The 26,250-nt window shown below is 71.0% G+C and carries 21 protein-coding genes; 15 read left to right on the top strand and 6 right to left on the bottom strand.

Annotated features, from left to right (window positions below):
* Nucleotides 1-172: 172 nt before the first annotated feature.
* Nucleotides 173-853, bottom strand: a complete 681-nt coding sequence (locus J8M51_RS32755; RefSeq protein ID WP_086759206.1) for a DUF6308 family protein — start codon at nucleotides 851-853, stop codon at nucleotides 173-175.
* Between the two features lie 966 nt (nucleotides 854-1,819).
* On the opposite strand from J8M51_RS32755, the gene J8M51_RS32745 reads away from it, so the two are divergent.
* The 5 genes from J8M51_RS32745 to J8M51_RS32725 all read left to right on the top strand — a co-directional run bounded on the left by J8M51_RS32745 (nucleotide 1,820) and on the right by J8M51_RS32725 (nucleotide 9,545).
* Nucleotides 1,820-3,073 carry a glycosyltransferase family 2 protein gene (locus tag J8M51_RS32745; RefSeq protein WP_086759209.1) on the top strand — a complete coding sequence of 418 codons (1,254 nt, stop codon included), beginning with the start codon at nucleotides 1,820-1,822 and terminating at the stop codon, nucleotides 3,071-3,073.
* Nucleotides 3,070-5,088, top strand: a complete 2,019-nt coding sequence (locus J8M51_RS32740; protein WP_256965585.1) for a right-handed parallel beta-helix repeat-containing protein — start codon at nucleotides 3,070-3,072, stop codon at nucleotides 5,086-5,088. The genes J8M51_RS32745 and J8M51_RS32740 overlap by 4 nt, the downstream gene beginning before the upstream one ends.
* Nucleotides 5,089-5,120: 32 nt before the next feature.
* Nucleotides 5,121-6,419, top strand: a complete 1,299-nt coding sequence (locus tag J8M51_RS32735; RefSeq protein ID WP_086759210.1) for a right-handed parallel beta-helix repeat-containing protein — start codon at nucleotides 5,121-5,123, stop codon at nucleotides 6,417-6,419.
* Nucleotides 6,420-6,474: 55 nt separating this feature from the next.
* Nucleotides 6,475-7,821, top strand: a complete 1,347-nt coding sequence (locus tag J8M51_RS32730; RefSeq protein WP_086759212.1) for a UDP-glucose dehydrogenase family protein — start codon at nucleotides 6,475-6,477, stop codon at nucleotides 7,819-7,821.
* 278 nt (nucleotides 7,822-8,099) lie between these two features.
* A complete protein-coding gene (locus J8M51_RS32725; RefSeq protein ID WP_086759213.1) occupies nucleotides 8,100-9,545 on the top strand; it encodes an aldehyde dehydrogenase in 1,446 nt (481 codons plus the stop codon).
* Nucleotides 9,546-9,694: 149 nt separating this feature from the next.
* On the opposite strand, the gene J8M51_RS32720 is transcribed toward J8M51_RS32725, so the two are convergent.
* The 4 genes from J8M51_RS32720 to J8M51_RS32705 form a co-directional block, all read right to left on the bottom strand.
* The gene (locus tag J8M51_RS32720; RefSeq protein WP_086759215.1) at nucleotides 9,695-10,282 is read right to left on the bottom strand and encodes a TetR/AcrR family transcriptional regulator; all 588 of its coding nucleotides are present in this window, start codon (nucleotides 10,280-10,282) and stop codon (nucleotides 9,695-9,697) included.
* 34 nt (nucleotides 10,283-10,316) lie between these two features.
* A complete protein-coding gene (locus J8M51_RS32715) occupies nucleotides 10,317-10,844 on the bottom strand; it encodes a hypothetical protein (protein WP_143673298.1) in 528 nt (175 codons plus the stop codon).
* Complete coding sequence (locus tag J8M51_RS32710; protein ID WP_086759218.1) at nucleotides 10,837-12,780, bottom strand: primary-amine oxidase; 1,944 nt, start codon at nucleotides 12,778-12,780, stop codon at nucleotides 10,837-10,839. The genes J8M51_RS32715 and J8M51_RS32710 overlap by 8 nt, the downstream gene beginning before the upstream one ends.
* A 258-nt stretch (nucleotides 12,781-13,038) precedes the next feature.
* Complete coding sequence (locus J8M51_RS32705; RefSeq protein WP_256965589.1) at nucleotides 13,039-14,520, bottom strand: APC family permease; 1,482 nt, start codon at nucleotides 14,518-14,520, stop codon at nucleotides 13,039-13,041.
* Nucleotides 14,521-14,867: 347 nt separating this feature from the next.
* Here J8M51_RS32705 and J8M51_RS32700 point away from each other — a divergent pair, with 347 nt between their 5' ends.
* Complete coding sequence (locus tag J8M51_RS32700; protein ID WP_086759221.1) at nucleotides 14,868-15,821, top strand: AraC-like ligand-binding domain-containing protein; 954 nt, start codon at nucleotides 14,868-14,870, stop codon at nucleotides 15,819-15,821.
* 182 nt (nucleotides 15,822-16,003) lie between these two features.
* Here J8M51_RS32700 and J8M51_RS32695 read toward each other — a convergent pair whose 3' ends face one another.
* Nucleotides 16,004-16,750: an IclR family transcriptional regulator gene (locus J8M51_RS32695; protein ID WP_086759223.1), complete on the bottom strand. Its 747-nt coding sequence runs from the start codon at nucleotides 16,748-16,750 to the stop codon at nucleotides 16,004-16,006.
* 154 nt (nucleotides 16,751-16,904) lie between these two features.
* Between J8M51_RS32695 and J8M51_RS32690 the strand changes: the two genes are divergently transcribed.
* From J8M51_RS32690 to J8M51_RS32650, 9 genes are read left to right on the top strand one after another with little or no spacing between them, the layout of a single operon-like run.
* The gene (locus J8M51_RS32690) at nucleotides 16,905-18,509 is read left to right on the top strand and encodes an acetolactate synthase large subunit (protein WP_086759224.1); all 1,605 of its coding nucleotides are present in this window, start codon (nucleotides 16,905-16,907) and stop codon (nucleotides 18,507-18,509) included.
* 29 nt (nucleotides 18,510-18,538) lie between these two features.
* Nucleotides 18,539-20,089, top strand: a complete 1,551-nt coding sequence (locus J8M51_RS32685; protein WP_256965592.1) for an aldehyde dehydrogenase family protein — start codon at nucleotides 18,539-18,541, stop codon at nucleotides 20,087-20,089.
* Between the two features lie 42 nt (nucleotides 20,090-20,131).
* Entirely contained in the window at nucleotides 20,132-20,926 is a 795-nt protein-coding gene (locus J8M51_RS32680) for an SDR family NAD(P)-dependent oxidoreductase (protein WP_086759226.1), read from the top strand.
* Between the two features lie 34 nt (nucleotides 20,927-20,960).
* A complete protein-coding gene (locus J8M51_RS32675; protein ID WP_267299658.1) occupies nucleotides 20,961-21,983 on the top strand; it encodes a WD40/YVTN/BNR-like repeat-containing protein in 1,023 nt (340 codons plus the stop codon).
* Complete coding sequence (locus tag J8M51_RS32670) at nucleotides 21,983-22,546, top strand: VOC family protein (protein WP_267299657.1); 564 nt, start codon at nucleotides 21,983-21,985, stop codon at nucleotides 22,544-22,546. The genes J8M51_RS32675 and J8M51_RS32670 overlap by 1 nt, the downstream gene beginning before the upstream one ends.
* Nucleotides 22,547-22,583: 37 nt before the next feature.
* The gene (locus tag J8M51_RS32665; RefSeq protein ID WP_267299656.1) at nucleotides 22,584-23,195 is read left to right on the top strand and encodes an amino acid synthesis family protein; all 612 of its coding nucleotides are present in this window, start codon (nucleotides 22,584-22,586) and stop codon (nucleotides 23,193-23,195) included.
* A 1-nt stretch (nucleotide 23,196) separates the two neighbouring features.
* Entirely contained in the window at nucleotides 23,197-24,045 is an 849-nt protein-coding gene (locus J8M51_RS32660; RefSeq protein WP_086758146.1) for an alpha/beta fold hydrolase, read from the top strand.
* Nucleotides 24,042-25,733: a bifunctional 3-(3-hydroxy-phenyl)propionate/3-hydroxycinnamic acid hydroxylase gene (locus J8M51_RS32655; protein ID WP_086758144.1), complete on the top strand. Its 1,692-nt coding sequence runs from the start codon at nucleotides 24,042-24,044 to the stop codon at nucleotides 25,731-25,733. Before J8M51_RS32660 ends, J8M51_RS32655 begins: the two co-directional genes overlap by 4 nt.
* A complete protein-coding gene (locus J8M51_RS32650; RefSeq protein WP_086758142.1) occupies nucleotides 25,730-26,035 on the top strand; it encodes an NIPSNAP family protein in 306 nt (101 codons plus the stop codon). Before J8M51_RS32655 ends, J8M51_RS32650 begins: the two co-directional genes overlap by 4 nt.
* Nucleotides 26,036-26,250 lie beyond the last annotated feature (215 nt).

Raw genomic sequence — 26,250 nt, 5'->3', positions numbered from 1 at the left:
GTGCACGCGGTCCTCCCCCAAAGCCACGTGCTGCCCAAGCCCGCCACTACCTACCGCTGCCCTCGCCCAGCGCCCGAGTGACGTCGAAATCACCGACATTCCGGTAGAGCCCGTCACCCTCACACGCCAGAACGCCGGAACGCCAGAACGGCAACCTCGCTGCCGAACGAAGTCAGCGAGGACAGGCGTGACCCTCCGCCCGGTGCCCCATCCACACCGCCACGTCGCATACCCGCAGCGCACTCACCGTCTCCGGTACCCCCGCGGCCTGGCGCAGCTCGAGCAACCGACGGTGCGCAGCGCCGTCGTCCTCGCGCAGCGCGGCATGGAGAGCGAGCCAGAAGGACGGCGGCCGGCCGACGGCGCAGCGAACGACGCGGTCGTAGACCGGGATCAACCGCGGGCGCTTGCGCGCCAGAAGCTTCCCCGCGATCACCCATCCGACGTCGGGCTGGTCACGAAGGAGGTGCCAGGCCCTGTCCGCCGGCGAACCGTCGGCCACGACAGCCTCCTCCGCATCAGCCATGTCGATGTCCCTCGGAACGGCCTGCAGCAGGCCGGACAACCGCGCGCCGAGTGGGCCCTCCAGGACATCCAGCGCGACAGACGCTGGAACGGTGACCGACAGGGTCTGCACCGCGACCAGGTCCTCCGCCGTGATCCGATCGGCGACCTCCAGACGGTCTCCCCCACCCGCCAGATGCTCGAACCGGCTCCCGGTGAACGGCATCCCGCCGGGCGGCACACCTATGCCGAAGTAACGCCGCAGATCACCAACGACACGCTCGGCACTCAGCAGTTCGCTCAACCGCTGCCCCAACGGGGACAGCAACGCTCCACCGGGAGAGATCATGCGAATCCATCCTTCATCGAGATCGTGAGCGAGCCAGTCTGCAGCAGGGCGGCCACGTGGGCGCGCCGACCAGGAAGTGGAGTCGATGATCTCAGCCCGGCTCCCGACGCCCCGTCCGGCGGGCGAGCGTCCCGTCCGGCGGGCGAGCGTCCCGTCCCGACCCGTCCCGTTCGCCGGCATCCGCCTCGATCTGCAACTCGTCCAGGACAGCCGTCCCGGTGCCGTCGGCCGACCAGCGGCGATGACGTGTACAGACGGTCTCCCAGGGACCGTACCGTTCCGGCAGGGCAGAGCAGGGCAGGCCAGAGCACCCCGGCCCACCGTCCCCGGACAGGACAGGACAGCCTCGACCTTCCACCACTGCACATCCGCGAGCCCGTGCCGCCGCACCACAGGAGCGCCCCGCACGGTCGACCACGAGATCCGCCCCGCCCACCAACAACCGCCAGAAACCCCCTGACCGCCTGATCACTCACTGGCGTCGATAGCGGAGCCCACCGCTCGATGACCTCGTGACGCACCGGAGCCAGCGCGCTGAAGGCGGTGACACCTTTCACTAGGCCATGTTCATTTCATGTGAGGTACATCACACATGCATTGCGTGTGCGAACGCCACGAACCCTGGCCGCAAGAGGGGCCGGGAGGGCTCGCGCCGCATCCGGCGATGCGGCCATGTCCCTTGCCGTGACCGGCATGTGACGATCCGTCAGAGTGCTGGCCGGAGACCCGGTCCGTGTGGCGCGGCGGGGGCCGTCCGTCGAGAGGGGCCTTCGCTTTGTGAACATGTATTGGATGGGTAAGGTGAACTTTGTGTTTCCCATGTGTCGAGTGGGATCGTTTCAGCTCTAGATTTCGCGTAGTAGGCCGCGAACAGCGCACATTTCGCCCGTACATTGGGCAAGGCTCCGGGGTGGGGGTTCTGGGTTCGTGTCGAGCTTTTTCGACGATTTGTGGTCATGGATAGTCATGGCCACCGCCGAGACGTCATGGCGTGAAGTGATGCCGCTGGGTATCGCCGGCGCTTTCGTCTGGGGCCTGTGGCTCTATCGGGCGGTGCTCTCCCGGTTCGCCAAGCCTGTGGTGAACAACTACCGGACCACGGTGTCCGTGGTGGTCCCGGCCTACCGGGAGGACGCGGACATTCTGCTGGACTGCCTGGACACCTGGCTGGAACAGGATCCGGCCGAGGTCATCATCGTCCCGGACGTGGAGGACACGGAAGTCCTGCGCAGGCTGGCGCAGGTGAGGGATCCCCGGGTCCGGGTGCTGGCGTTCGAGCACCGCGGCAAGCGGTCGGCGCTGGGGGTGGGTATCCGGGCGGCGACGAGCGAGCTCGTGGTGCTGGTGGACTCGGACACCCGGTGGGAGCCGGGGCTGCTGGCCGCCGTCCAGATGCCGTTCATCGATCCCGAGGTCGGCGGTGTCGGTACTCAGCAGAACGTCTACCAGCGCCGGACCAGCGTCTGGCGGCGTATCGCCGACTGGCTGGTCAACCTCCGCTACTACGACTACGTCCCGGCGATGGGCCGTGCCGGCGCCGTGGCCTGTCTGTCCGGCCGGACGGCCGCCTACCGGCGGGCCGCGATCGAGCCCGTGCTGGAGAACCTGGAGAACGAGTTCTTCCTGGGCCGGCGTTGCGTGGCCGGTGACGACGGACGGCTGACCTGGCTGGTGCTGGCCTCCGGGTACAAGACCGTGCACCAGTCCTCGGCACGGGCCATCTCGATGTTCCCCTCGTCCTTCCGCGCCTTCGTCAAGCAGCGGGTGCGCTGGAGCAGGAACTCCTACCGCTGCTATCTGACCGCCCTGTACAAGGGCTGGCTGTGGCGGGTTCCCATGGTCACCAAGATCACCGTGCTGCAGATCCTGCTGACGCCGGTGACGATGGGCATGGCGCTCGGGTACCTGTTGTTCAGCCGCCTGGAGCTGACCGGCCGGGGTGTGGTCCTCGTGCTGATCTGGCTGGTCGTGGGTCGTGGCATCCGCGGCTACTCCCATCTGCGCAGACATCCACAGGAATTGCTGCTGCTCCCTCTGCTGGCCCTCGTCGTCATCATGATCTCGTTGCCGATCAAGCTGTTCGCCTTCCTCACCATGAACAAGCAGGGCTGGCTGACCCGCACCAGCGACAGCATCGGCGGCGAAGGACAGAACTCGGCGTCCCTCGGTGGGACGTCGCGGACCGCCACGGCCACGTGGCCGGAGGTGCAGCAGTCGTGAACCGTCTTCAACTGCCCTCCGCCCTGCGCCTTCCCCCCGCCCTGCGCATACTTCGGGGCGCGGCCGTGCTGTCGCTCGCCACCGGTCTCCTCGCCGCCTCCGCCGCGGCTGCCCCGGCCGCCGACGGCGACGACAAGCCACAGGTCAACGCCGCCGACGCGGAGAACGAGACCGCGCTCGTGGCCGCCGAGGACCACCGTCTGGACCAGGTCCGAGCCGTCGCCGCCGTCGCCCCTCTGAAGGGGGGTGAGTGGAAGGCGCCGTACCGGCTGGACACCGGCGACGGATACACGCTGGTCCTCACCAAGCGCAGCAACGCCTACACCGTCTCGGACCTGCTCGAACTGGCCCCGCAGACGTTCGTACGCAAGCCGGACGGCTCCTACCTGCTGACCGAGAACATCTATCTCAACGCCGGCGCCAAGCTGAAGCTGTCCAACCCCGGTGGACTGACCCTGAGGATGGCCAGCAGCAACCGGGGCTTCGTCAGCATCGTCTCGTTCGGCGGCCGGCTCACGCTGGAGGGCACCCCGCAGGCGCCCCTGAAGATCACCAGCTGGAACGACAAGAAGAACAAGCCGGACAAGGACGTGCGGGACGGCAGGGCCTATGTCCGTGCCATCGGCGGCCAGTTCTCCATGAACTACGCCAAGGTCAGCGACCTCGGGTTCTGGAGCGGTCGCACGGGTGGTCTGAGCCTCACCGGTACCGACCGTCCCGACACCGGCAACGTCGACGACACCGCGGTCGCACCGGGTACGAAGGGCGGCAGCGGAGGCGTGGTGGCCCAGCCCTCCGGCTCACTGGCCACGCCGGACACCCGGTTCTCGGTGCCCAGCCTCTCCTACGTCTCCGCGGAGATCGGGCACTCCACCCTGACGGGCAACGCCTTCGGTCTGTTCCTGTCCGGGGCCAACGGCGTCAGCATCAGCGACAGCACCGTGCAGAAGAGCCTGGAACACGGCCTGGTCCTGCACCGGTTCGTCACCAACGCCGTGGTCGAGCGGACCGTCTCCCGGAACAACGGCGGCGACGGATTCGTGCTGGCCCGCGCCACCGAGCAGGTCCGGGTCAGCGGCTCCACCGCCGAGGGCAACGGCGGCAACGGGTTCACGCTGAGCGGCCGACCGCTCGCCAGCGGCCCCTCGGCGTCCGGCGAGTCCATCAGCAGCTACGGCTCCAACTCCGTGTCCGACAGCACCGCCCGGGAGAACGGCCACTACGGCATCGAGATCTTCGGCGGCAAGGACGTCGGTGTGCAGAACAACCGGGTCGAGGGCGGTGACATGGGCATCGTGGCCCGCAAGGACGCCACGAAGGTGGCCATCACCGGAAACCGGCTCGTCGGCCAGTCACGGCAGGGCATCTCGGTGCGCGACGGAGTGACCGCCGCGACGATCACCGGCAACATCGTCGAAGGCACCGAGACCGGTATCTACATCCGGGACTCGGTCGGCGAGGTACGCGGCAACACGATCCAGGACGGCACCAACCACGGGATCACCCTCGTCGGGGGCGTCTCGGAGTCGGTCATCACGTACAACGTCATCTCCGGCGTCGGCCCGAGCGCCGTGGACACCACCCGGGCGCACGGTGACATCGCCGTCAAGCAGAACCAGACGTTCGCCTGGCACGACACCAGTTCCTTCTGGATCAAGTTCCGGCACTACGCCAGTCCGATGACGCTGCTGTGGACCTTCATCCTGCTGCTCATCCTGTTCTCCGCCGTCCTCGGCCGACGCCGCCGGGCACAACGCGGCGGTGGACAACGTACGGGCAGGCACCCGTACGAGGACAAGCTGCCGGTGACCGACAGCGCGTCCGTCGTCGAGGTCACCCCCACGCGCAGCTCCGGGCACGACTGGTTCTCCCACTCCAGGGACGACAGGAACGACAAGAACGGCAGAAGGGACAGGGACGACCGGGACCACAGGGACGACCGGGACGGCCGGGACGATCAAGACACCGCCGCGCTGCGCGCCCTGACCTCCCAGTCCGTCCGCCCGCCCCGATGACGACACCGCCCGCCGATCCGGAGCAGCCACCCATGTCCGAATCCGAGTCCGAGTCCGATGACACGCCGACCGTGTCCTCCTCCTCGCCTCCCGCACCTGCCTCGCCCCCCGCACCTGCCTCGCCTCCGCCCCCTGCCCTGCCTCCCGCACCTGCGACGCCTCCGCAACCCGCCACGCCCGCGAACAGCCCCGCACGGCAGCCCACGTTCTGGCTGGCGGCGGGCGCGTTCCTCGTCGCCCTGGCGGCGCTCGTCGTGGCGGTGGCGAACAGCGGCGACTCGGGCCCGGAGGTGACGGCCGGCGCCACCACGGCCGGGCCCAGGGTGCCCGAGGCGTCAGCGGCCGAGGACGAACCGTCGGCCGAGCCGACCCCGACGGAGGAAGTCGAGCCGACACCGACCGCCCGCGCGTCCAGCGGTTCGGTGCCGTCCTCCGCCGTCGACTGCCCGAAGGCCTCCGTCGAGGTGAACGACACCGCCTCGCTGGAGCAGGCCCTCACGCAGGCGCGGCCCGGGGACAGCATCTCGCTGGCCAACGGCGTCTACCTCGGCAACTTCACCGCCGAGGCCTCCGGTACCGCCGAGAAGCCGATCTTCCTGTGCGGCGGTTCCGGCGCCGTCATGGACGGCGGCGACACCGACGACGGCTACGCCTTCCACCTGGACCGCGTCAGCCACTGGCGGCTGGTGGGCTTCACCGTCCGCAACGCCCAGAAGGGCGTGATGGCGGACGGCACGGTGGGCAGCGTCATCCAGGGCCTCACCGTCGAACAGATCGGCGACGAGGCCATCCACCTGCGCAACTTCAGCTCGGACAACATGGTCCGGGACAACACCATCCGCACCACCGGGCTGCGCCGCGAGAAGTACGGCGAGGGCATCTACATCGGCACGGCCGAGTCCAACTGGTGCACCGTGAGCGACTGCAAGACGGACGCCAGCGACCGCAACGTGCTGCTCGGCAACGACATCAGCGACACCACCGCGGAGTCCATCGACATCAAGGAGGGCACCAGCGACGGCAAGGTCATCGACAACACCTTCGACGGATCGAAGCTGAGCGGCTCCCACAACAACGACTCCTGGGTCGACGTGAAGGGCAACGGCTGGCTGCTCCAGGGCAACACCGGCAGCAACTCCACGGAGGACGGCTTCCAGACCCACAAGATCGTCAACGGCTGGGGCACCCGGAACATCTTCCGGGACAACACCGCGAACGTGGACGGCCCCGGCTACGGCTTCCGTCTCACGTCGGACGGCAACACGGTCACCTGCGACAACAAGGTGACCAAGGCGGCCGAGGGTCTCGCCAACGTCGACTGCACCTCCTGACCACCACCGGCCCCGCGGCAGGCCGACCTGCCCGCGCACAGCTCTGGAGACCGCCATGACCGCTTCGGACGGCACCGGCAGAACCACCCCCCGCCTCACCGTCATCGGCACCGGCTACCTCGGCGCCACCCATGCCATCTGCATGGCCGTCCTGGGCTTCGACGTCCTGGGCGTGGACGTCGACCCGGCCAAGGTCGAACGGCTCAACTCGGGCGAGGTGCCCTTCTTCGAGCCCGGTCTGCCCGAACTGCTCGCCAAGGCCCTCGACAGCGGCCGACTGCGGTTCACCACGAGTTTCGCCGAGGCCGGCGAGTTCGGCGACGTCCACTTCGTCTGCGTGGGCACGCCCCAGCTCCCCGATTCGTACGGGGCGGATCTGCGTCACGTCGACAGCGCGGTCGGGGAACTCGCCCGCCACCTCCACCGCCGTACGCTGGTCGTCGGCAAGTCGACCGTCCCCGTGGGCACCGCCGCGCGGCTCACGGACATCGTCCGGCGGACGGCCCCGGCCGGAGCGGACGTCGAACTCGCCTGGAATCCTGAGTTCCTGCGCGAGGGCTACGCCGTGGACGACACCCTGCGGCCCGACCGGCTGGTCTTCGGCATCGCGTCGCCGTGGGCCGAGGAGCAACTGCGCGCCGCCTTCGCCCCGGTGATCGCCCAGGGCACCCCGGTGGTCGTCACCGATCTGCCCACCGCCGAACTCGTCAAGGCCGCCGCCAACTCCTTCCTCGCCACCAAGATCTCCTACATCAACGCCATGGCGGAGGTCTGCGAGGCGACCGGCGCCGATGTCACCGCGCTCGCCCAGGCACTGGCGTACGACGACCGGATCGGCGGCCGGTTCCTCAAGCCCGGCCTCGGCTTCGGCGGCGGATGCCTGCCCAAGGACATCCGGGCCTTCAGCCACCGCGCCGAGGAGCTGGGCGTCGGCCAGGCGGTCTCCTTCCTGCGCGAGGTCGACGCCATCAACCAGCGCCGCCGGGCCCGCACGGTGGACCTGGTCCGCGAGCTGGCCGGCGGCGAACTGGCCGGCGCCCGGGTGACCGCGCTGGGAGCCGCGTTCAAGCCCAACTCCGACGACATCCGCGACGCTCCCGCCCTGGACGTGGCCCGCACCCTCCACCAGGCCGGCGCCCAGGTCACCGTCATCGACCCCGCCGCCGTCGACAACGCCCGCCGCGCCTATCCGGACCTGCACTACGGCACGGACGTCCTCACCGCGGCCGCCGGAGCCGATGTCGTGGTGCTGCTCACCGAATGGGCCGAGTTCCGGGAGATCGACCCGCACGCCCTGGGCGCGGTCGTGTCCCGGCGGCGGATCGTCGACGGCCGCCACGCCCTCGACCCCGCACAGTGGCGTGCCGCCGGGTGGGACTACCGCGCACTGGGCCGCCCCTGACGGGCAGCCGCCCGCCTCGCCTCCGGCTCCTCGTTCAGCGAGGACAGGTGTGCTCGGGGTGTACGAGTCTCCGCCGAGGGCCGGGGCCACTTGCTCGGTGGCTCCGGCCCTCAGCGCGTCCCGGGTCTGCGGCAGCGGGGTTGGGTCCGGTGACCCCGTGCATTCCCTGGCGGCGGCCCGTGCACCCAGCGGCACCTCGGGTCCGGCGCGGCGGGCGAAGGTCGGGGAAAGTCCCCTACCCGAGCCGGAGCGGGCGCCGGGTCGTCAGGAGAGTACCGATGAAGTATCGCCACGAGCACTTCTACATCGGCGGGAAGTGGGTACGGCCCTCCTCCAGCCGTGTCATCACTCCCGTCAACCCGAGCACGGAGACGGTGCTGGGCAGTGTGCCGGAGGCACTGGAGGCGGATGTCGACGGCGCGGTGGATGCCGCGCGTCGGGCCTTCGACGAGCCTGGTGGCTGGGCGAGTTGGGAGCCCGGGCGTCGGGCCGAGGTGATGGAGCGCCTCGCCACCGAACTGGAGGCGCGGGCCGGCCGCATCGCGGAGTTCGTCAGCCTGCAGAACGGGATGCCCATCAGCATCTCGCGGCAGCTGGAGGTCGGTTACCCGACGGAGGTGCTGCGCTACTACGCCGGGCTGGCCCGCACCACGGACTTCTCCGAGATCCGTGCCGGGCTGATGGGCGGCCCGGTCGAGGTGCGCGGGGTTCCGGTGGGCGTGGTCGCGGCGATCGTGCCGTGGAACTATCCGCAGGTCCTGTCCCTGTTCAAGATCGCACCGGCGATGGCGGCGGGCTGCACGGTGGTCCTCAAGCCGTCCCCGGAGACCGTGTTCGACTCCTTCGTCGTCGCGGAGGCGGCAGAGGCCGCGGGTGTTCCGGCCGGGGTGCTCAACATCGTGCCGGGCGGCCGGGAGGCGGGCGCCCATCTCGTGGCGCATCCGGGCGTGGACAAGGTCGCCTTCACCGGATCCACGCCCGCCGGCCGGGCCATCGCCGAGATCTGCGGACGGCTGCTGCGCCCGGTCACCCTGGAGCTCGGCGGGAAGTCGGCGGGCATCGTCCTGGACGACGCCGACCTGGACCCCGCCGTGATCGGCGAGAGCCTGGTCCGGGTGACCCTGACGCACAGCGGCCAGACCTGCCACCTCAGCAGCCGCGTCCTCGCCCCGCGCGGCCGCTACACCGAGGTCGTCGACCTGCTCACCGAACTCGCCGGCTCCCTGCCCATCGGCGACGCGATGGACGAGAGCACCCTCATCGGGCCGCTGACCACCGCCCAGCAGCGGGAGCGGGTGGAGGGCTACATCGCCAAGGGCCGCAGCGAGGGAGGCCGCGTCACCACCGGCGGCGGCCGGCCCGCGGGCCTGGACAAGGGCTGGTTCGTCGAGCCCACGGTCTTCGCCGACGTGGACAACGGCTCGGTCATCGCGCAGGAGGAGATCTTCGGACCGGTGGTGTGCGTCGTGCCGTACGACGACATCGACGACGCCGTCCGGATCGCCAACGACTCCGACTACGGTCTCGGCGGCACCGTCTGGACGTCGGACCCGGAGCGCGGGGCGGCCGTCGCCCGTCGAATCCGCACCGGCACGATCGGGGTCAACCGCTATCTGCCCGACCCGGTGGCCCCCTTCGGCGGCACCAAGGCCAGCGGGCTGGGCAGCGAACTCGGCCCCGAGGGTCTGAGGTCGTATCTGCGACCGCAGTCGGTGTACCGCTGACCCTCCGCCGTCGAGCGGACAGACTGGGCGGCCCGGGCGAGCCACGCTCCCGGGGCCGCCCGCCCTCGATTGACTGCGGGCCGCTCTCCGTGCCATGGCCCGGTTGCCGGCATCCGGCACTCAGCGCAAAGCCGCGGTGTTCGGCCTGCTCAGGCGTACGACTCCAACAGCCCTTCCAGTACGTCCAGTTGCCGTTCCGGCGTGGTGGCCAGCGGGGTCAGGAGCGCGTTGGCCTGGAAGCCCAGGACGACGGCGACCAGTGTCTCGACGATGCGTTCGTCGGGGGTGGAGGTCGTCACCTCGTCGAGGATCCTGGCCTGGGCGAGGCAGCCGTGCATCAGGGTCCGCCATCGGGCGGTCGTGGCCTCGTACGCCGAGGACATGCGTTCGTCGTACAGCGCCCGGTCGCAGAAGGCGATCACGACCCGTGCCTCCAGCAGCCGGATGTCGTCCAGCGGCAACAGCTCGTGGCAGAGGGCGCGCAGGGCGGCCAGGCCGCTGGACTCGGCGACGGCGGGAGCGAGACGGCGTTCGGTGGCGTCGCACGCGTACCGGAAGGCGGCCAGCAGGATCTCGTCCTTGTCGCGGAAGTAGGGCACGAGTCCGCCGTTGGCGAACCCGGCCTCGGCCGCCAGTTCCCGCATGGTCACCGAGGCCAGCCCGCGGCGGCCGATGAGGGTCCAGACCGACCCGATGATCAGACGTCGGCGGGCGTCGTGGTCGACGATCTTCGGCATCCGCTCCTTCTCCCCTCACACCTGCCTCCGGGCGTCATACGAGCATGGCCGCCATGCTGACCATCATGAGCGCGGCCCCCGCCTCCCGGTACGCCCGGGTCCGGCGGGACGGCGGCGCGGGCGAAGTGGTCGGTGAAGGGGCCGGTGAAGGGCTCGACACCTGCCGGAGCAGGACCCCGCCCGCTCGGGCCGTCACCCAGACGACGACGGTCAGCACAGCCGCTGCGCCGATCGGCCGGTCGCCTCCCACGGCCATCGCGGTCATGTGCGGATGCGGGTCGCCGAACCCCGTGCCACCGGCCATGAGCGCCATCAGCAGGGTCATGGCGGCGAGGTCGAGGGAGCCGGTCCAGCCCCGGCGCTCGGCACAGGCCCGGACGACGCTCCACAGGCACGCGGCCCCGACCGCGCAGGTGCCGGAGGCCGGTCGGCCACCGGCCGTCAGAGCCATGCCGCCCAGCGCCACGACCTGCGGTCCCCAGCGATGCACGGGCCCCGGCAGATGACCGGCCAGGCAGAGCAGCGCCCCTGCCAGACCGGCCGCCGTCAGCACGTCACTCATGGCCGCCGCCGGCGCAGCAGCCGTGCGCGGCGGAGGGGTTCGCGGGAACGTCGAGCGTGGGATTGCGGTCGAAGAAGCCGGCCGGCCGCAGCTTGAAACCGGTGTGGTCGACCGGCATGATCGGCCAGTCCTCCGGCCTGGGCGCGTGGGTGAGGCCGAAGGTGTGCCAGACGACCAGGGACCGGCCGTCGATGTCCCGGTCTGCCGCCGTGTAGGCGGGAAGTCCGGCGCCGCCGGGGTGCTGGTTGACGAAGTCGCCCGCCGGATAGCGCTCGGCGGGGTCGTAGGCGGTGACCCACAGGTGCTGAGTGGCGAACGCGGCGCGGGCGGCGACGGAGGAGTCCGGGTCGGCGAGCAGGGTCGGTTTGCCCTCCGGGTGGAGCCCGTAACCGACGGGTTTGCCCAGCGAGTTGAGCGAGCCGGGGTTGGTGATGTGCCAGACCCGGTCGACCGTCATGTCGGCGGGGCGCCGCGCCTCGCTCTCCCGGGTCAGCGGTGTGTGCCGGTAGGTGAAGGCGTTGCCGCGCGGGTTGCCGGGGCCCATCGGGACGCGTACGACGTCGACCTCCTCGACCCGGTTGGCCGTACCGTCGACCGCCATGTCGAGGCGGGCGCAGAACAGGTGCTGGTGGTAGGGGGCGCCGAGGCCGGGAGCGATCTCGGCGGAGTACGGGTACGCGTCGCCCGGGTACGCGGAGGTGAAGACGACGCCGGTGGCCTTGGCCTCGAACTCGATGGTGCCGTCGAGGTAGAGGTACCAGTAGAAGCCGTAGTCGTAGTTGCCGATGGTGGTGAAGAAGGAGAGCACCATGCGGCGTTGGCGGCGGGTCTCGTGGGACCCCGTCCACAGGTCGCTGTGCTTCCAGAGGATGCCGTGGTCCTCCTCGTGCAGGCAGATGGCGTTGGGCATGGTCCGCGGGCGGCCCGACTCGTCGGCGATGACCGCGTCGAGGTAGGTGATGTCGCCGAGACAGTCGCAGCCCAGTTCCAGGGCGTTGGCCGAGCGGCCGAGCAGGTACTCGCCGGTGTCGAAGTAGTTCTGCCAGGAGCGGACCGGGGACGGGTCGGCGTAGGGCACGACCATCTCGGCGATCGAGGCGCGGTGGACGATCGGGCGTTCGCGGCCCTTGTCCCGGTCGTGGAAGGCCAGTTGGTGCAGGACAAGGCCCTCGCGGGCGTCGAAGCCGATGCGCACCGACCAGTTCTCCCAGGTGAGGAGATTGCCGTCGAGGGCGAAGCTGGGGCCCTCGGGCTGGGTGATCTCGATCGGCCGCTGGGTGGTGCGGGCGGGGCCTGTGACCGCGGGGTCGTCGAAGTTTCCCGACGACGCGACGGGCAGCGGGACCGGGCCGAGGTCGACGATCCGGTGGACCGTACGGCTGATCATGTCGACGTAGGCGACCAGACCGTCCACGGGGTGGGCCCAGGCGTGGTCGCGGTCGTGTTCCTGGACGAAGGCCAGGCCGCGCAGGATGCGGCGGCCGGCCTCGTCGGGGTACTCGTCGGCGTAGACGCCGGCGGACAGCGGGGCGACGCGGACACGGGCCACGTCGAGGCCCCGGCTCTTCAGGGCGGCGAGCCACTGCGAGTCCTGGGTGAGCAGTTCCTCGACCGCGGCGATCTCCTCCTCCAGGACGGGGAGTTGGCCGTCCGTGAGGGGGTCCAGACTCCGTACGGCGACCACGTCCTGGCCGGTGAGGGAGACGACGACGTCCTGGCCGAGGGCGCCCGCGACGTCGTGCAGGAGCACCCGGGCCCGGCGGTCGGGACAGTCCCCCGCCGGGAACGCGAGCACATCGTCCTTGTCGGGTTCTTCGAGACCGACGTAGACGAACCGTGAGGTGTCCCGCAGCAGACCGGCCCGGTCCACCACCGAGCGGATGCGGTCGATCTCGTCGCCGGTCAGGGGGGCGAGCGGGTGGGCTGTGGCGGTCATGGGGCTCCTCCAGGTGTGCGCTGGTGACGCACTTCTTTTTTCTACGTAGGTAGAGGAAAAACGGCGGGCGTAGGCCCGGTCCAGAGACCGGGCGGGACTTTCTCGGCGCGGCCCGTATCCGGGCACGGAAAGGAGAACCGCGGTGCACTCGACGGCGGTTCGGCGGGGGCCCCGATGCGGGGGGGCGCCCCGTCGATCCACCCGGCGCTCCGGTCGGACGGACGTCGGTCGGACGGACGGCGATCAGACGGACAGCGGTCAGACAGACGCCGACTCGTGCCGCGGATCGTCCGGCACCGGATCCGTGGTGGCCGATCCGAGCGCACCGCGACGTGCGTACCCGAGGACGACACCGCCGGCGAACACGGCGACCACGGTCAGTTCCAGGATCAGCGCGGTCGTGGAGGACGCGGAGATCAGCGTGGTGAAGTTGTTCAGTGCCATCACGGTGACGCCGAGCAGCAGGACCATCGACAGCAGCGGCGCGATCAGCGTGTTCCAGCGCCGGGTGTCGAGGCCGGTCCTGCGGAAGAACACCACGACGGAGAGCGAGGTGAGCACGTACAGCAGCAGGAGCGCGAGCACGCCGACTCCGCCGCCCCAGGTCAGCAGGGTGATCACCGGGTCCGCTCCGGCGACGGCGAAGGGGACGACCATGGCCAGCGTCACCAGTGTCTGGACCAGGCTCGCGGTGTACGGGGCACCCTGGCGGTTGGTGCGGGCCAGCCAGCCGGGCAGGACACCGGTGACGCCGAGGGAGTGGAAGTAGCGGTTGATGCCGTTGTGGAAGGCCAGCACACCCGCGATCAGCGAGGTGGCGAGCAGGATCTGCATGGTGTCGGTGGCCCAGGAGCCCAGCGTCGCGCTCACCGCGTCGAAGACCACCGCCGTGGCGTCCCCGTTCCGCAGGGCCTGCAACGCGACGCCCTGCACCTTGTCCGAGCCGTAGAAGCTGACGAACATCCAGGACACGAAGGCGAAGAAGACCGAGATCACGGCGACCGAGAGGTAGGTGGCGCGGGGGACGGTGCGGGCCGGGTCCTTCGCCTCCCTGGCGTAGATCGCGGTGGACTCGAAGCCGACGACGCAGGCGATGGCGAAGGTCATGGCGACTCCGGGCGCTCCGGCGAAGAGGGCCGAGGGGGAGAACGAGCCCGCCGGGTCCAGCCCCTGGGGGCCGCCGCCGGACAGCAGCTCGTACAGCGCGAACACCACCAGCAGAGAAGTCTCCGCCACGACGAGGACGCCGAGGAGCTTGGCCCCGAACTCGATGTTCAGGGAACCGAGCAGCTGGACGAGGAAGATCGTCGCCACCGTCCAGACCCACCACGGCAGGTCGACCGAGGCGTACTGCCGGAACAGGGCCTGGCATGTCACGCCGTACAGCCCGTACATGCCGGCCTGGACCGCGCTGTAACAGAGCACCGCGGCCTGGGAGGCGCCCACCCCGAGCGGTGTGCCCAGCCCTCGGGAGACGTAGGCGTAGAAGGCCCCGGCGTCGGTCACATGGCGGCTCATGGCGATGAACCCCACGGAGAACAGGGCGATCATGGCGCCGACGGCCAGGTAGGCGGCGGGGGCGCCGCCTCCGTTGCCGAGGCCCAGCGGGACGGGAAGGGTTCCGGCGACACCCGTGAGCGGGGCCTGCGCGGACAGGACGAAGAACAGGATCCCGGCCACGCCCACGGCTCCTTGCCGGAGGTGGGTGCGGTGGTCCGGGGGCGGGGACTGCTGGGTCACGGGAACTCCCTGAGGATACGGCGGAGGCCGAGCGCTCGCCGAGGAGCGATACGGCGGAGGGAGCCGGGCGCGGAGCACGGGCACGGGCACGCGCAAGGCCCATCGGCTGTCGGCTTCGGCGGCCCGCTGAACGGACACCGGTCTCCCCCGCCTGGTGTGGAGTACTGTGCGCCCACTCCGGTCCGCCGAAGTGGCGTGAGCGTGCACCCGTACTCGCCAATCCATGCACGCCCTGCGGACGGCCGACGTCTTCCTCTCGTGCCTCACAGGGAAAAACATTCAAGGAGCCCGTGGTGAACGGCCGTGGGCTAACGTGTTCGAGAGACCTCCGGCGGGTGGAGCACATTATGCGAACGATCGTGACCACCGACTCCGTCGCCCGGACGGAACGCTTCGACCACTGGACAGCCGAGATGTCCAAGGTCTTCACCGGTCTGGACACCCGGCCGGCTTCTCCGATCCCCTTCCACGGGCGCGCCACCAGCGGTGACCTCGGCCTGCTCCAGCTGAGTTCCGTCAGTGCGGGGCCGCTGCGGGTGCGTCGGACCGAGCAGTTGATCGCCCGGTACGAAGAGGACTTCTACAAGGTCGCGCTCCAGGTGGCGGGCACGTCGGCGATCGAGCAGGACGGGGCGTGCGGCCTGCTGGGGCCCGGGGACATCGCGATCTGCGACACCTCGCGCCCCTACTCCTTCACCTACGAGAGCGACTTCAGCACGGTGCTGATGCTGGTGCCGCGTCCGATGCTGCCGGTGCGCCCCGAGGCCCTGCGCGAGCTCACCGCCCGGCGGATCGCCCCGGACGCCGGGGTCGGAGCGGTGGTCGCGCCGTTCCTGCGGTCGCTGGGCGAACAGGCCCGTGACTGTACGGGGCCGGCCGCCAGGAGCCTGATGGACGGCGCCGTCTCCCTGGTCACCGCCCTGGTCATGGAGCGCCTGGCGCTGTCCGCGCCGACCGTTCCGCAGGACGCGATGACGCTGCGCATCCGCACCTGGATCGAGCAGCGGCTCTCCGATCCGGATCTCACCCCGGACGCGATCGCCGAGGCGCACGGCATCTCCCGCCGCTATCTGTTCAAGCTGTTCGCCGCCGACGGCACGACCGTCGCCGGCTGGATCCGCACCCGGCGCCTGGAACGCTGCGCCCGCGACCTGTCCAGCGCGGCCACCGCCGACCAGCCGATCAGCATGATCGCCGCACGCTGGGGGCTGCTCGACTGCCGGCACTTCAGCCGGGTGTTCAAGACGGCGTACGGCGAGACGCCCCGGGACTTCCGACGGCGGACGTCCACCGGCGGCTAGTCAGGGGCTTTCCCTGCGTTCGGCGGGTCCTGCGCCTCCGCCAAGCCACCTCACCGCGCCCGTCCAGGACGCTACGGTTCGCAGCACCCCGTAGGGGCGCGGGGAACCGCGCGACCGGCCACGACGGCGCCGCAGCCGAGCGACGACACATCGCCGCGTTTCCAGCGGAGCGCTCCGCCTGCCTACCGCGCCCCCAGGCAGAAGGCCCGGGTCGCCTCGGCCACCCTCAGGACGTCGCGTGTCGCCTCCTCGACGCGGTCCCGGCGGTGGGAGACGAACGTGACGCAGGCGTCCACGACGTCGCCGTCCCGGGCCAGCGGCGCGGCGACGGCGTGCGCGCCCGGCTCCACCGCTCCGTGGCTGACGGCCCACCCCCGGCGCCGGGCTTCCCGTACGGCTTCGGAGTCCTCGGCACTCGCGGGACGACCGGCCTGGATCGCGCAGGGCGCGGCACCCCGGTCGAGGGGCTGGCGGCTGCCCTTGCGGTAGGCGAGGTGGTAGTCGCCCTCGGCGGGCACGGCCGTCGCCACCGCGACGACGCTGTCGTGCTCGGCCACGAAGACCACGGCCGTGCCCCCGTGGTCGTCCGCCAGTCGCTGGAGATGGGGCTGGACGAACTCGACGAGCGTGGGCTGCGACATGTTGGCGAGGCTGTGCAGCTCACGCCCCGGGCAGTAGTGCCCCGCGGCGTCCCTGGCGACGAAGCCCTCCGCCATGAGGGTGTTGACGAGGCGATGGACGACGGTGCGGTGCAGCCCGGTCTGGGTCGCGATCTCGGTGGCCGTCAGTCCCTGCGGTCGCTGCGCCACGGCGCGCAGGACCGCGAGGCCCCGGATGAGGGTCTGGGCGGCCGGCTGGCTGGGACGTTTCGCCGCCTCGGTCGCACCGGATTCGCCCTCACCAGTTGCGCTCTGCGCACTTCCGCTCATGCCGGGAGTCTATCCAAGGGCCGGAATCCGTGATGTCAGGCCTTGACGTATCGGTCTCCACACGCTCAAGCTGAGTGCACTCTCCGCACGGCATGCGTGCACCTAGTGCACCTCGGCGGGGATTTCGGGCGATCCACGAGAGGAGTCCCGCCCCATGACAGAGCGCACTGCCGGTGTCACCGGCGCACGGGCGCTGGTCGAGACGGCCGCCGCCGGAGGCATCGAGGTCTGCTTCGCCAACCCCGGCACCACGGAGATGCCGCTGGTGACGGCGCTGGACGACGTACCCGCCGTCCGCCCCGTCCTCGGGCTCTTCGAGGGGGTGTGCACCGGCGCGGCGGACGGCTACGCACGGATCGCGGGCAAGCCGGCCATGACCCTGCTGCACCTGGGGCCGGGCTTCGCCAACGGAATCGCCAACCTCCACAACGCCCGCCGGGCCCACTCGCCCGTCCTCAACGTCGTCGGGGACCACGCCAGTTGGCATCTCCCCTACGACGCCCCACTGACCAGCGACATCGTCTCGCTGGCCACGCCGGTGTCCGGCTGGGTCGGCACCGTCGACTCCGCCGCGAGAACCAGCGAGGTCACCGCCGAGGCCATCGCCGCGGCCCGGCGGCCACCCGGACACGGTGCCACCCTGATCGTCCCGGCCGACTTCCAGCAGGAGACCGTCACCGGCCCACTGGCCGCCGTACCGCCCCGGCAGGCTCCGGCACGCGTCGACGCGGCGACGGTGGAGGCGATCGCGAGGCGTCTGCGCGACGGCTCCCCCTCCGTCCTGCTGCTCGGCGCGGGCGCGCTCACCGAGCGGGGGCAGCGGGCCGCCGAGCGCGTCGCCGGGTCGACCGGTGCCACGCTGTACGGCGAGACCTTCCCCGCGACCGCCGAGCGCGGCGGCGGGCTGCCCTCCCTGGACCGGCTGCCGTACTTCCCCGAGGTGGCGATCAAGGCCCTGGCCGGCGCGGGGACCGTGGTGCTCGCCGGGGCCCTCGCTCCGGTCGCGTACTTCGGCTACGCCGGAACGCCCAGCGAGCTGGCGGAGCCGTCGGCCGTGCGGGTTCTCGCCGAACCGGCGGAGGACGCCGAGCAGGCGCTGGAGGATCTGGCCGAAGCACTCGGCGCGGCCCGGACCCGTCCGGGCGCCGCCCCGGCCCACCGCACCCCGGACCTCCCGCGCGTCTCCGACCTGCCGGACGGCACCGGCCGGTCCGGTGGCCCACTGACACCGGCCGCGATCGGCCTGATCGTCTCCGCTCTCCTGCCCGAGGGTGCCGTCGTCTCCGTCGAGGGCGGCACCTGCGGCTACCCCTTCTTCACCGCTTCGGCGAAGGCCGCCCGGCACACCACGCTGACCAACACCGGCGGAGCGATCGGCCAGGGGCTCCCCGCCGCGCTGGGTGCCGCGATCGCCGCCCCGGAGCGCCAGGTGATCGCCCTCCAGTCCGACGGCAGCGCCCAGTACACCGTCCAGGCGCTGTGGACCATGGCCCGCGAACGGGTCTCCGTCATCACGCTCATCGCGTCCAACCGCCGGTACGGCATCCTGCGCACCGAGCTGGACAGGCACGGCGGGAGCACGGCCGGATCCGCGTCCGCCGCCCTGACCAGCCTGGACGACCCTCCGCTGAACTGGATGGCCCTGGCCGCGGGGTACGGCGTGTCCGCCGAACGTGCCGAGACCGGCGGCGAACTGGTCCGGGCGCTGCGCCGGGCGCTCTCCGACGGCGGTCCGCACCTCATCGAGATGGTCCTGTGAACCCGGCCGGTCCTGTGAAAGGAGCCAGCATGTCCTCCCCCGTCATCGCCTCCGCCGAGGACGCCCAGGACGCCCAGAACGCCCAGAACGCCCAGGACAAGGTGCGGCGCTTTCTCGCCTCCCCCCGCCCCCTGTTGATCGGCGGCTCCTGGGTCCCGGCGGCCTCCGGTCGGGTCTTCGACACCGTCGACCCGGCGACCGGCACGGTCCTCACCCAGGTGGCCGACGGTGACGGCGAGGACGTCGACCGCGCCGTGGCCGCCGCCCGCCGTGCCTTCGGCGATCCCGGCTGGCGGCGGCTGAGCCCTCTGGACCGCGGCCAGTTGCTGCATCGCGTGGCCGACCTCGTCGAGGCCAACGCCGACGAACTCGCGCTGCTGGAGTCCCGCGACAACGGCAAGCCGGTCTCGGTGGCCCGCGCCGTCGACGTCGGCACCAGCGTCAAGCTGTTCCGCTATTTCGCCGGGTGGCCCAGCAAGTTCGAGGGCAGCACGATCCCGGTCTCGCCGCGCGGCGGGCTGCGCGTGCTCAACTACACGACCCACCAGCCGGTCGGCGTCGTAGGTCTGATCGTGCCCTGGAACTTCCCGATGTCGATGGCCTGTTGGAAGCTGGCGCCCGCTCTGGCCACCGGCTGCGCCGTCGTCCTCAAGCCGGCCGAGGAGACCCCGCTGTCCACCCTGCGGCTGGCGGAGATCCTGGTCGAGGCCGGGATACCCGACGGAGTCGTCAACGTGGTCACCGGACGCGGGGCGACCGCCGGAGCGGCTCTGGCCGCCCACGACGACGTCGACAAGATCGCCTTCACCGGCTCCACCGAGACCGGCCGCGCCGTCGTGCACGCCGCGGCGGGCAACCTGAAGAAGGTCTCCCTCGAACTCGGCGGCAAGTCACCGAACATCGTGCTCCCCGACGCCGACCCGGAGGCGGTCGCGGAGGCCGCCGCCGAGGCGATCTTCTTCAACCAGGGACAGACCTGTACGGCGGGCTCCCGGCTCTACGTCCACGACGCGCTCTACGACGATGTCCTGGACGCGGTCGCCGCACGGGCCGAGAAGATCGCCGTCGGACCGGGCACCGACCCGGCCAGCGAGATGGGCCCGCTGGTCTCCGCACGGCACCATGAGCGGGTCACCTCCTTCATCGAGGCGGGGCGGCGCCAGGGCGCACGGCTCGCGGCCGGCGGGGGCCGCCCCGACCTGGACGACCGGTACGCGGAGGGCTACTTCCTGCGGCCGACGGTGTTCGCGGAGGCCGACCACGGCATGCGGATCGTGCGCGAGGAGATCTTCGGCCCGGTCCTGGCCGCCCTGCGCTGGAGCGACGTCGACGACCTGGTCGCCCGGGCGAACGACTCGCCCTTCGGGCTCGCCGCGGGCATCTGGACGTCCGACCTCGGCCACGCCCACCGCATCGCCGACGAACTCCAGGCCGGCACCGTCTGGATCAACTGTTTCAACCTCACCGACCCGGGCTCCCCCTTCGGCGGCTTCAAGCAGTCCGGCTGGGGCCGCGAAATGGGCCGCAAGGTGCTCGACCTCTACACCGAGGTCAAGAGCGTCTGGGTCAACCTCGGCTGACACGACGTCAGCCAACAGCTCACCGTCCATCAGGAGCATCGTATGGATCTGGAACTCACCGGCCGGGTCGCCGTCGTCACCGGCGGCAGCCTCGGCATCGGCAGGGCGGTCGCCCGCGAACTCGCCCGCGAGGGCGTCAACGTAGTGATCACCGCCCGCCGGCAGGCCGCCCTGGAGCACACCGCGAAGGAGATCGAGGCCGAGACCGGCAGCCGGGTCGTCCCGCTCGTCTCGGACACCACCGACACCGAGTCGGTGCGGGCGATGGTGGCCTCGGCCGTCGCGGAGCTGGGCCGCGTCGACATCCTCGTCAACGGCGCCGCCGCCCCCTCCGGACTGGTCCGCAACTCCGTCGAGGAGGCCGACCCCGAAATGCTGCTGGCCGACATCGACACGAAGGTCGTCGGCTACTTCCGCTGCGCCCAGGCCGTCACCCCGCACATGAAGGCGAACGGCTACGGCCGGATCGTCAACATCGGCGGACTGACCGGCCGTTCCAGCCACGCGCTCTCCGGGATGCGCAATCTCGCCGTCGTCCACATGACCAAGGCCCTCTCCGACCAGCTGGGCCCGTCCGGGATCACCGTCAACACCGTGCACCCCGGGGTCGTGGAGACCGAGCACATCCACGAGCTGTACGAGAAGGAGGCCGCCAAGCGCGGCATCACGGCGGCCGAGGTCGAGGCCGACTTCGTCGCCCGGACCCCGATCCGCCGGGTTCTGACGGCCGGCGAGATCGCCGAGGCCATCGCCTTCCTCGCCTCGCCCAGAGCGGCGGCGATCACCGGGGAGTCGCTGGGTATCGACGGAGGTCTGACCCGCGGTGTCTTCCTCTGAACCGTCCGACCCCCTTCTGACAGGAGCCACACCCATGCAAGGAACCATCCTCGTCGCCACCGCCGGTCAGGCGGTGCTGCGCAGCAGCGACGACGGCCGGACCTGGCACCGTCTCGGCCTCGGCCAGGACATCGAGTTCGACGCCGTGGTCCGCTGCCTCGCCGTCCACCCCCAGCAGCCGAACGTCGTCTACGCGGGCGCCGACGCGGGCCTCGTCCGCAGCGACGACGCCGGAGCGACCTGGCACCGCGTCGTCTCGCCGTTCGACGGCCGGACCGTCTGGTCCCTCGCCATCGACCCGACCGACCCCGACTTCATCGTCGTCGGCACCGGCGCCCCCTCCCGCGCCGCCATGTACCGGACCACCGACTCGGGCGCGACCTGGGACCGACTGCCGCCCGAGATACCGGAGTTCTGCGCGGGCGTCAGCAGGCCCCGGATCCTCACCGCCACCGTCGACCGCCACGACCCGAAGAACCTCTGGTTCGGCGTCGAGGAGGGCGGGCTGTGGCGCAGCGGTGACCGCGGCGACACCTGGACCCGGATCGACGGCACCCCCGCGAGCCTCCCCCGGGGCGTCACCAACTCGGACATCCACTGTGTCGTCGTCCTCGGAGGCCCGCCCAGGACGATCGTGGTCGCGGTCGTCAACGCGCTGTTCGTCAGCCAGGACGACGGACAGACCTGGACGCGCACGGACACCCGCGAGGAATGGGGCATCTACTACACCCGCCTCATCAAGCAACTCCCCGGCACCGACGACCTGTTGCTCGGCATCGGCGACGCCACCCCCGGCACCCTGACGAGGATCTTCCGCTCCACGGACCTCGCGCGGACCTGGCAGGAGTCGACCCTCGACACCCCCGCCAACTCCACCGTCTGGGCCTTCGGCGTCCACCCCGCCGACCCCCTCCTCGCCTTCGCCGGAACCAAGTACGGCCACCTCTTCCGCTCCACCGACGCGGGCCGCACCTGGTCCAAGGAGTGGCGCGAGTTCAGCGAGATCACCGACGTGGCGTGGACACCCGCCGTCGCCCCGGCCCCGGAAGGACACTGATGAGCGACAACCCGCACGCCCCCCACCCCACCGACATCGACCCCGGCGAGCGCCCCCTGGCCGAGCACGAGCCGCCGACCCCGCTCATCGACGAGAACAGCCACACGATCAGGCCGCGCGTCGTCCGCACGCACCTCTCCCTCTTCGTCCGCGACCCGGAGGCCTTGGCCGTCTGGTACCAGGACGTGCTCGGCATGGAGGTCACCGCGCGCGGGCCGCAGTGGGTGTTCCTGTCCTTCGGCAAGAAGCACCACGACATCGCCCTGATCCGCGCCGAGGAGGGCGCCGCGGCGGGCGGCGTCGGCCTCCAGCACTACGGCCTGGAGGTGGCCGGCGACCTCGACGAGTGGCGGCGGCTGTACGGGATGCTCCTCACCAAGGGCGTACACGTCGTCAAGACCACCGACCACAAGGTGGGCTTCGGCCTGTACTTCACCGACCCCGACGGCAACCGCTTCGAGTTCTTCCACGAGACGGTCACCGACGACGAGGAGGGCAAGCGCGTCCTCGGCCTCTACGGCGCCCCCAGCGAACCCCTCAACGTCGAGCCCCTCTACGGCTGACGCCGCCCCCTTTCCTCAGATGTCTCAGGAGCACGCCATGCCCGAGTCCCCTCAGCCCAACTTCGCGGGCTACCACGTCCGCAAATGGTTCACCCAGATCGAGGACACCCACGCGAACGAGACCGGAGCGCTCGCCGACGGTGACCCGGTCCGCAAGATCGTCGTGGCCGCCGCGATCCACAACCCCTACGCCGGCTGCTTCAGCGAGGATCTCTCCCTGATCGTCGCCGACTCCCCCAAGCTCGGCGAGGAGTTCGGCCGTCGCGTCGCCGAGGCCGCCGCGGGCCGCCCGATCGAGAGCTACGGCAAGGCCTGCCTGGTCGGCGCGCACGGCGAGTACGAACACGGCAACGCCTTCCTCACCGCGATCTTCGCCGACCCGGTGCGCGACGCGGTCGGCGGCGGCAAGTCCTGGGTGCCCTCGACCGGCAAGCGCGGTGCGCCGGGCACCGCCATCGACATCCCCCTCGCGCACAAGGACGCGCTGTACGTCCGCTCCCACTACGACACGGTCACCACCACGTTCACCGACACCCCGAACCCCGACGAGGTCGTCGTCATCTTCGCCTTCGCCACCCGCGGCCGGCTCCACGCACGGCTCGGCGGCATCCGCGCCGACCAGGTCCAGGGCCAGGACGGACTGCACTGAGATGCACGACCGTTTCACCACCCTCGGCGGTCTGCGCGCCCACTACGTCGAATGGGGCGCCCCCGACAGCCCGGCCGTCGTCATGCTGCACGGTCTGCGCAGCTACGCCCAGACGTTCGAGCCGCTCGCCACCCGTCTCGCAGGCCGCTACCGGGTCCTCGCACTGGACGCCCGGGGCCGGGGCGACAGCGCCTGGGACCCGCAAGGCGCGTACTACACGCCTTCCTACGTCGCCGACCTCGAGGAGTTCACGGACCGCCTCGGCCTCGGCCGATTCGTCCTCCTCGGCCACTCCATGGGCGGCGCCACCACCTACGTCTATGCCGCCCGCCACCCCGAGCGGGTCATCGGGGCCGTCGTCGAGGACATCGGCCCGGGATCGTCCCTCAGCGGGACCGGGGCCGAACGCATCAAGCGCGAAGTCGCCGCCACCCCGGCCGAGTTCCCCTCGCTCGACGCGGCCCGCACGTACTGGCGGGGCATCCGGCCCGGCATCACCGACGATGCCCTGGAGTCCCGGATCCGTCACACCCTGCGGCCCGGCACCCGCGGCCGCCGGCACTGGAAGCTCGACGTCGCCGGTATCGCCAGGGCGCGCCTCGACACCGACCCTGCCCGGCAGGTGGACCTCTGGCCCAGCGTGGAGGCGTTGCGCTGCCCGACGCTCGTGGTGCGCGGCGGCGCCTCCGACTTCCTGTCCGCCGCCACGGCCACGGAGATGACCGTACGCAATCCGCTCGTGCGGGCCGTGGAGATCCCCGGCGCCGGGCACTACGTCCACGACGACGCGCCCGACGCGTTCCACCAGCAGCTCCAAGAGTTCCTGACCAGTCTGGAGGCCACCCCATGAGCGCACCCGCAGAACTCCGCACCCAGGTGGCGATCGTCGGCGCCGGCCCCGTCGGAACCACCGTCGCCAACTACCTCGGCCTGTACGGCGTGGAGAGCCTGCTCATCGACCGCGCCACGGACATCGTCGACTACCCCCGGGCGGTCGGCATGGACGACGAGTGCCTGCGCAGCTTCCAGGGCGTCGGCCTGGCCGACGAGATGCTCGCCGACATGCTGCAGAACATCCCGCTGAAGATGTTCGGCGCGGACGGCCGCTGCTTCGCCGACATCCGCCCGGCCACCAGGGAGTTCGGCTGGCCCCGGCGCAACATCTTCATGCAGCAGCTCGCCGAGGCGACGCTGCGCAAGGGCCTGGAGCGCTATCCGCACGTACAGCCCCTGTACGGCCACGAACTCGTGCGCCTGGAACAGGACGGCACCGAGGTCCGGCTGCATCTCACCGGCTCCGACGGCGAACGCGTCCTGGTCCGTGCCGACTACGTGGTCGCGGCCGACGGCGGACGCAGCACGATCCGCACGCAGCTGAACATCCCGCTGGTCGGTGACACCCACCCCCGCAAGTGGGTGGTCATCGAATGCGACAACGACCCCCTCGACGCCCCGTACACCGGCCTGCACTGCGACCCGAGACGCCCGTACGTCTGTCTGGACCTGCCCTACAACTACCGTCGCTGGGAGTTCATGCTCTTCCCCGGCGAGGACGCCGAGGCGATGCTGCGGCCCGACAAGGTCCGTGAACTGCTCACCGGACACGTCCCGGATCCCACCGCCCTCAACATCATCCGCTCCCGGGTCTACACCCATCACTCCCGCGTGGCGAGCCGTTTCGTCGAGGGCCGGATCGCTCTGGTCGGGGACGCCGCCCATCTGATGCCGCCGTGGGCCGGGCAGGGCATGAACACCGGCATCCGCGACGCGACCAACGTGGCGTGGAAGCTGGCCGCCGCGGTGACCGGCCGGGCCCACCCGCACATCCTGTCGACGTACGACCGCGAACGCCGCGCGCACGCCAAGGCGATGGTGGACCTCTCGGACACCCTCGGCCGTGTCCTCTCGACGACCAGGAGCTGGATCGCGCGCCCTCGTGACACCCTGTTCCGCGGTCTGGGCCTCGCCCCGGCGGTGCGCGACTGGCTCCTGCAGATGCGCTTCAAACCGATGCCCCGCTACGCCGAGGGCGGCGTCGTCCTGGAACGCGGACATGGACCAAGGAAGTCCGGTGCCGTGGGCCGCATGATGATCCAGCCGAAGGTCGAGACCCCCGACGGCCGTTCGGTCCTCCTGGACGACGCACTCGGCACCTGGTTCACCCTGATCGGTTACGGCACCGACCCGCTGATCCATCTCGACGCCGAGTCCCGCGCCTTCTGGGACCGCCTCGGCACCCGCTATGTCACCGTGGCCGAGTCCCGCTCCGGCCGCTCCCGCACCGAACGCCCGGCCTCCCCCACCGACTCGGTCGTGGTCGAGGACATCGACGGCTCCCTGCGCGACTGGTTCGCCTCCCCGGCCGGCACCGTGGCCGTGATCCGCCCCGACCGCTATGTGGCCGCGATCACCGAACCGCTGCAACTGCCCTCCGTCAGCATCGAGTTCGAGCGTCTCCTCCGCCCCCGACGGGATCCGGCGGCCAAGGACCAGCCCTCCTTCCCCTCTCTCGTCGAACCCCTGCGAGGCGCGTCGTGATCGTGGAAGAACGCGAGTACCTGGTCAAGCCGGGTGCCGCAGCCGAGTACGCCCGCCTGTGGGCCGAGCTGGGCCGGGAGCCCCAGACCCGCATCCTCGGCAACCTCCTCGGCTTCTACACCACCGAGGTGGGCGAGCTGAACACACTGGTCTACCTCTGGGGCTACGAGAGCCACGCCGACCGCGCCGGGCGGCGCGCCGAACTGGCCACCGACCCCGACTTCGCCCGCTTCCGCCACCAGGTCAGGGACCTCCTCGTTCGCCAGACCAACCGCGTACTGACACCGGCCGTCCCGCTCTGAGACCCGGACGGAGACGGAGCAGCCGCTGACACGGCCACCGGAACGGCCGCCGGGGCGTACACCTGGGCGGGCAGCCCGACGACGGACGAGCCGATCGCGATGCTTCCCGCAGGTCCACCGCAGAGGCCGGCCCCCGTGGTCCCGGGTGGGTCACCACGGCACACTCGAACCGATCCGCTCGGCCAGGAGAGGTCCAGCAACTGTCCCTTGGTGGT

The organism is Streptomyces griseiscabiei, from assembly GCF_020010925.1.
GTDB classification, from domain to species: domain Bacteria; phylum Actinomycetota; class Actinomycetes; order Streptomycetales; family Streptomycetaceae; genus Streptomyces; species Streptomyces griseiscabiei.
The sequence above is the reverse complement of the archived record's forward strand: the minus strand, read 5'-3'. Positions and strand labels throughout refer to the sequence as shown.

What these genes read in the sequence shown, in the direction of transcription:
- J8M51_RS32755 (WP_086759206.1), bottom strand. Translation starts at nt 853, where the DNA reads ATGATCTCTCCCGGTGGAGCGTTGCTGTCCCCGTTGGGGCAGCGGTTG.
- J8M51_RS32745 (WP_086759209.1), top strand. Translation starts at nt 1,820, where the DNA reads ATGGCCACCGCCGAGACGTCATGGCGTGAAGTGATGCCGCTGGGTATC.
- J8M51_RS32735 (WP_086759210.1), top strand. Translation starts at nt 5,121, where the DNA reads ATGTCCGAATCCGAGTCCGAGTCCGATGACACGCCGACCGTGTCCTCC.
- J8M51_RS32730 (WP_086759212.1), top strand. Translation starts at nt 6,475, where the DNA reads ATGACCGCTTCGGACGGCACCGGCAGAACCACCCCCCGCCTCACCGTC.
- J8M51_RS32725 (WP_086759213.1), top strand. Translation starts at nt 8,100, where the DNA reads ATGAAGTATCGCCACGAGCACTTCTACATCGGCGGGAAGTGGGTACGG.
- J8M51_RS32720 (WP_086759215.1), bottom strand. Translation starts at nt 10,282, where the DNA reads ATGCCGAAGATCGTCGACCACGACGCCCGCCGACGTCTGATCATCGGG.
- J8M51_RS32715 (WP_143673298.1), bottom strand. Translation starts at nt 10,844, where the DNA reads ATGAGTGACGTGCTGACGGCGGCCGGTCTGGCAGGGGCGCTGCTCTGC.
- J8M51_RS32710 (WP_086759218.1), bottom strand. Translation starts at nt 12,780, where the DNA reads ATGACCGCCACAGCCCACCCGCTCGCCCCCCTGACCGGCGACGAGATC.
- J8M51_RS32700 (WP_086759221.1), top strand. Translation starts at nt 14,868, where the DNA reads ATGCGAACGATCGTGACCACCGACTCCGTCGCCCGGACGGAACGCTTC.
- J8M51_RS32695 (WP_086759223.1), bottom strand. Translation starts at nt 16,750, where the DNA reads ATGAGCGGAAGTGCGCAGAGCGCAACTGGTGAGGGCGAATCCGGTGCG.
- J8M51_RS32690 (WP_086759224.1), top strand. Translation starts at nt 16,905, where the DNA reads ATGACAGAGCGCACTGCCGGTGTCACCGGCGCACGGGCGCTGGTCGAG.
- J8M51_RS32685 (WP_256965592.1), top strand. Translation starts at nt 18,539, where the DNA reads ATGTCCTCCCCCGTCATCGCCTCCGCCGAGGACGCCCAGGACGCCCAG.
- J8M51_RS32680 (WP_086759226.1), top strand. Translation starts at nt 20,132, where the DNA reads ATGGATCTGGAACTCACCGGCCGGGTCGCCGTCGTCACCGGCGGCAGC.
- J8M51_RS32675 (WP_267299658.1), top strand. Translation starts at nt 20,961, where the DNA reads ATGCAAGGAACCATCCTCGTCGCCACCGCCGGTCAGGCGGTGCTGCGC.
- J8M51_RS32670 (WP_267299657.1), top strand. Translation starts at nt 21,983, where the DNA reads ATGAGCGACAACCCGCACGCCCCCCACCCCACCGACATCGACCCCGGC.
- J8M51_RS32665 (WP_267299656.1), top strand. Translation starts at nt 22,584, where the DNA reads ATGCCCGAGTCCCCTCAGCCCAACTTCGCGGGCTACCACGTCCGCAAA.
- J8M51_RS32660 (WP_086758146.1), top strand. Translation starts at nt 23,197, where the DNA reads ATGCACGACCGTTTCACCACCCTCGGCGGTCTGCGCGCCCACTACGTC.
- J8M51_RS32655 (WP_086758144.1), top strand. Translation starts at nt 24,042, where the DNA reads ATGAGCGCACCCGCAGAACTCCGCACCCAGGTGGCGATCGTCGGCGCC.